Here is a 3,304-nt window from a genome sequence, read left to right as displayed (position 1 = left end):
TAGGCAACTTCAGAACTTTTACTCAATAAGCGAGAGTTTAATATTAGAGCCAAGACGGGAAAGATCCTTCCCTAGAGTAGTGAAGAAAAAACCAAGCCGATACCCTAGAAAAAACAATGCCGCTCACCTTAAGTGAACGGCATTAGAGCATATTGCTCCTTTTATTTTTGTCTGAATGGCTGAGTCAGCATTTTATCTAGCCGTTGTTCGCTTGGGCTTTGGAACAGAGGAATGCCAATTTTTACTTCATCATGACCCAGTTCTGGTTGTTCACGATAGGTGTCGAATGCTCTATCCCAGAACGATAGGAAGAAGCCAAAATTAGAGTGTGTCTCTTTAACGATCACCGAATGATGAACGCGGTGCATATCCGGGGTAACAATCATTTTGCGCAGCCAATTGTCGAGCTTAAGTGGTAAGTAGGCGTTGCTGTGGTTAAACATCGCGCTCGCGTTAAGGATAATCTCAAACACCACCACTGCAATTGGAGAGATACCAAGCGCCATCACCAGTCCAACTTTGATCCACATTGAAAGGAGTATCTCGATAGGATGGAATCGAGTTCCGGTGGTTACGTCGATATCTTGATCGGCATGATGCATACGGTGTAAGCGCCATAAGATAGGTAGACGATGAAATACTAAGTGTTGCAAATAGATCGCTAAATCCATTAGCACCACTGCAATTAACAATTCAACATAAATTGGCAGTTGTAGCTGATTCAATAAGCCCAGACCATTATTGGCAGCGCAGATCGCAGCTTCAATAGCAAGGATCGGCATCAATAAACTTAGGCACATTGAATTAAATGCGATCAATCCTAAGTTGTTTAACCAGCGATAGAGCTTGCTTTGAGTAAGCTTCTTGCGAGGCGTAAGCCATTCCCATATCCCGCACAACACTAAGACGGATAGGAAGAAACTCAATCGAATCATTTCGGGGTTTTGCATTGTGTATTCCTTGCAACTTGCGCTTTGGTGAGTAAACTGGCTCACCCCTGACCATTATCTACGATACACCATGAGAATCCACGCCTTTCATCACTTGTATCAACACCGTTTAGACCTTTCTACCAAACCATTTATTGCACGCGGTAGTAAAGTTGCGCGCTGCAAATATTGCCAAGTGGCAGAAAAAGACTGCTTGTGTGAGTACCAGCCCGATGTAGAGAGTGATATTGCGGTGATGCTCATCCTATCGGAGAATGAGGTCTTTAAGCCAAGTAATACTGGTCGCTTGATTCTCGATACGGTTAAAGATGGGTACGCGTATCAATGGAGCCGAACAGAACCGTCGCAAGAGATGCTTTCTGTACTGAGCAACCCTAAATATCAGCCAATTGTTGTCTTCCCCGATGAGTATGTTGCAGACAAGAAAAGACTAGTTACTAGTGACGCCGTAACAACATTTGGTAGCAAAGTGCCGCTGTTTATATTCCTCGACGGCAGTTGGCGCGAGGCAAGACGCATGTTTAACAAATCACCCTATATAGACCAACTGCCAGTGATGTCGATTAGCCCTGATTCGGTTTCTAATTACATGATGCGCCGTTCAGACAACGAACAACACTTAGCGACAGCTGAGGTAGCAAGCCTAGTATTTGACGCATTTGGTCACGAGTCGTTAGCGACAACGATGCAAGCATGGTTTGAGGTTTTTCGCGAAAGCTACATGAATAGTAAGACACGAATTAAGCCAGATGAAACCAAACCCGCTCTGAATCGTTTCATTAACCAGACCAGAAACGAGAAACCCCTCTAAATGATGACAACTCGTTGTACACAGGCTGCGCAGTTGGTCGCATCTAGAGGGTAAATTGGTGCTAAATCACAGTTTGTAGGCGTAGCAATATGGATAATAGGCAGATTAAACCGATTTTTGAGTTATTTTTCTGGGAGAGATGAGATGTACTACGGCTTTGACGTTGGTGGCACCAAGATTGAATTTGGTGCATTTAACGAAAATCTAGAGCGAGTTGCGACTGAGCGAGTACCAACGCCAACGGATGATTACGCGCTATTGGTAGAAACCATTGCGGGTTTGGTTAGTAAATACGATCAAGAACTTGGTTGTGAAGGTAAGATTGGTCTTGGCTTACCAGGTATGGAAGATGCAGATGACGCAACGGTTTTAACTGTTAACGTACCAGCTGCAAAAGGTAAACCTTTGCGCGCAGATTTAGAAGCAAAGATCGGCCGTAGTGTTAAAATCGAAAACGATGCTAACTGTTTTGCTCTATCTGAAGCGTGGGATGAAGAGTTAAAAGATGAGCCTTCAGTAATGGGCTTGATCCTTGGCACTGGTTTTGGTGGCGGTTTGATCTACGACGGTGCAGTATTCTCTGGTCGTAACCACGTAGCAGGCGAACTCGGTCATATGCGCCTACCAATCGACGCTTGGTTCCATTTAGGTGAAAATGCGCCTTTGCTTGGCTGTGGTTGTGGTAACAAGGGCTGTCTAGATAGCTACTTATCAGGTCGCGGTTTCGAACTTATCTACGCTCATTACTTCGGTGAAGAGAAGAAAGCAATCGAGATCATTAAAGCGTACGAAGCAGGTGAAGAGAAAGCATGTGAGCACGTAGAGCGCTTTATGGAGCTATTGGCGATCTGTTTCGCTAACATCTTTACTGCTAACGACCCACATGTTGTTGCGCTTGGTGGTGGCCTTTCTAACTTCGAACTCATTTACGAAGAGATGCCAAAGCGTGTACCAAAACACCTACTTTCAGTGGCTAAGTGTCCGAAAATCATCAAAGCAAAACACGGTGATTCAGGCGGCGTTCGTGGTGCGGCGTCCTTGAACATCAAGTAACACCAAATAGATACTCAAAGGGCTGCGGTTGCAGCCCTTTTTTGTGTCTTTGTTAAGGTTTGTCTTTTTTACCAACGCCTAAGTTTTCTTTTTGTTGAAGGGTAATACGCCCAAAACCAAGTTTCTTGAAGTGGTTATCGCGATAGTTACGAACCGCTTTCGTGTCAGAAATCGCTTCAATTTGCTGTTCCATCTTCAAATAATCAGTAATGTCGATACCCTCAGCTTCAGCGACAGCTTCGTGAATATTACGATGTTGCTGGTAAGAAAAGGTTAGAGGCTTCTCTTCATCTTTGTAGGTGTACAGGATTGTGCGCGCCATAAGTGGTTCCAAAACAGTCAAAATAAAAGGCCAGCTTGGCTGTAATGCCAGTCAGTTAAGCTGACTGGCATTTTTTCTATTTATTGCATATTTCTTAGGCTTCAACTTAACCCAACGAGGGTAACTTCTGTCCTCTCTCCTAGGTGGTAGGATAAACATAGATACTTG

General features: G+C 44.2%; 4 protein-coding genes. 2 read left to right on the top strand and 2 right to left on the bottom strand.

What is annotated here, in order from left to right; all coding sequences use genetic code 11:
- Positions 1–161 precede the first annotated feature (161 nt).
- Entirely contained in the window at positions 162–950 is a 789-nt protein-coding gene (locus QTO00_RS16965; protein ID WP_331425833.1) for a sterol desaturase family protein, read from the bottom strand.
- Between the two features lie 70 nt (positions 951–1,020).
- Between QTO00_RS16965 and QTO00_RS16960 the strand changes: the two genes are divergently transcribed.
- Both QTO00_RS16960 and nagK read left to right on the top strand, forming a co-directional pair.
- Positions 1,021–1,761, top strand: coding sequence for a tRNA-uridine aminocarboxypropyltransferase (locus QTO00_RS16960; protein ID WP_331425832.1), 741 nt, complete (start codon positions 1,021–1,023; stop codon positions 1,759–1,761).
- 144 nt (positions 1,762–1,905) lie between these two features.
- A complete protein-coding gene (gene nagK, locus QTO00_RS16955; protein ID WP_331425831.1) occupies positions 1,906–2,814 on the top strand; it encodes an N-acetylglucosamine kinase in 909 nt (302 codons plus the stop codon).
- 52 nt (positions 2,815–2,866) lie between these two features.
- Here nagK and QTO00_RS16950 read toward each other — a convergent pair whose 3' ends face one another.
- Positions 2,867–3,136 (bottom strand): DUF2960 domain-containing protein, encoded by a 270-nt coding sequence (locus QTO00_RS16950; protein ID WP_331425830.1) that lies wholly within the window; start codon positions 3,134–3,136, stop codon positions 2,867–2,869.
- Between the last annotated feature and the right edge of the window lie 168 nt (positions 3,137–3,304).

The organism is Vibrio sp. M260118 (genome assembly GCF_036533755.1).
Lineage (GTDB): Bacteria > Pseudomonadota > Gammaproteobacteria > Enterobacterales > Vibrionaceae > Vibrio.
The sequence above is the reverse complement of the archived record's forward strand: the minus strand, read 5'-3'. Positions and strand labels throughout refer to the sequence as shown.

What these genes read in the sequence shown, in the direction of transcription:
- QTO00_RS16960 (WP_331425832.1), top strand. Translation starts at nt 1,021, where the DNA reads ATGAGAATCCACGCCTTTCATCACTTGTATCAACACCGTTTAGACCTT.
- QTO00_RS16950 (WP_331425830.1), bottom strand. Translation starts at nt 3,136, where the DNA reads ATGGCGCGCACAATCCTGTACACCTACAAAGATGAAGAGAAGCCTCTA.
- nagK (WP_331425831.1), top strand. Translation starts at nt 1,906, where the DNA reads ATGTACTACGGCTTTGACGTTGGTGGCACCAAGATTGAATTTGGTGCA.
- QTO00_RS16965 (WP_331425833.1), bottom strand. Translation starts at nt 950, where the DNA reads ATGCAAAACCCCGAAATGATTCGATTGAGTTTCTTCCTATCCGTCTTA.